Source organism: Pseudomonas agronomica, from assembly GCF_025917275.1.
GTDB classification, from domain to species: domain Bacteria; phylum Pseudomonadota; class Gammaproteobacteria; order Pseudomonadales; family Pseudomonadaceae; genus Aquipseudomonas; species Aquipseudomonas agronomica.
Map to the genome: position 1 here is coordinate 1 of NZ_JAOSHO010001117.1, position 280 is coordinate 280.

At 61.4% G+C, this 280-nt stretch carries 1 pseudogene; it reads left to right on the forward strand.

From position 1 onward, the window contains the following. Positions 1–280: pseudogene (locus OC610_RS29175) on the forward strand (dihydrolipoyl dehydrogenase); the annotation flags it as partial.

Here is a 280-nt window from a genome sequence, read left to right on the forward strand (position 1 = left end):
AGGCCGCGCCTATAAGGTCGGGAAATTCCCCTTCACCGCCAACAGCCGGGCGAAGATCAATCATGAGACCGAGGGGTTCGCCAAGGTCCTGGCCGATGAACACACCGACGAAATTCTCGGCGTCCACCTGGTCGGACCGAGTGTCAGCGAAATGATCGGCGAGTATTGCGTGGCCATGGAATTCGGCGCCTCGGCCGAAGACATCGCGTTGATTTGCCACCCCCACCCCACTCGCTCTGAGGCGTTGCGCCAAGCGGCCATGAATGTGGAGGGGATGGCG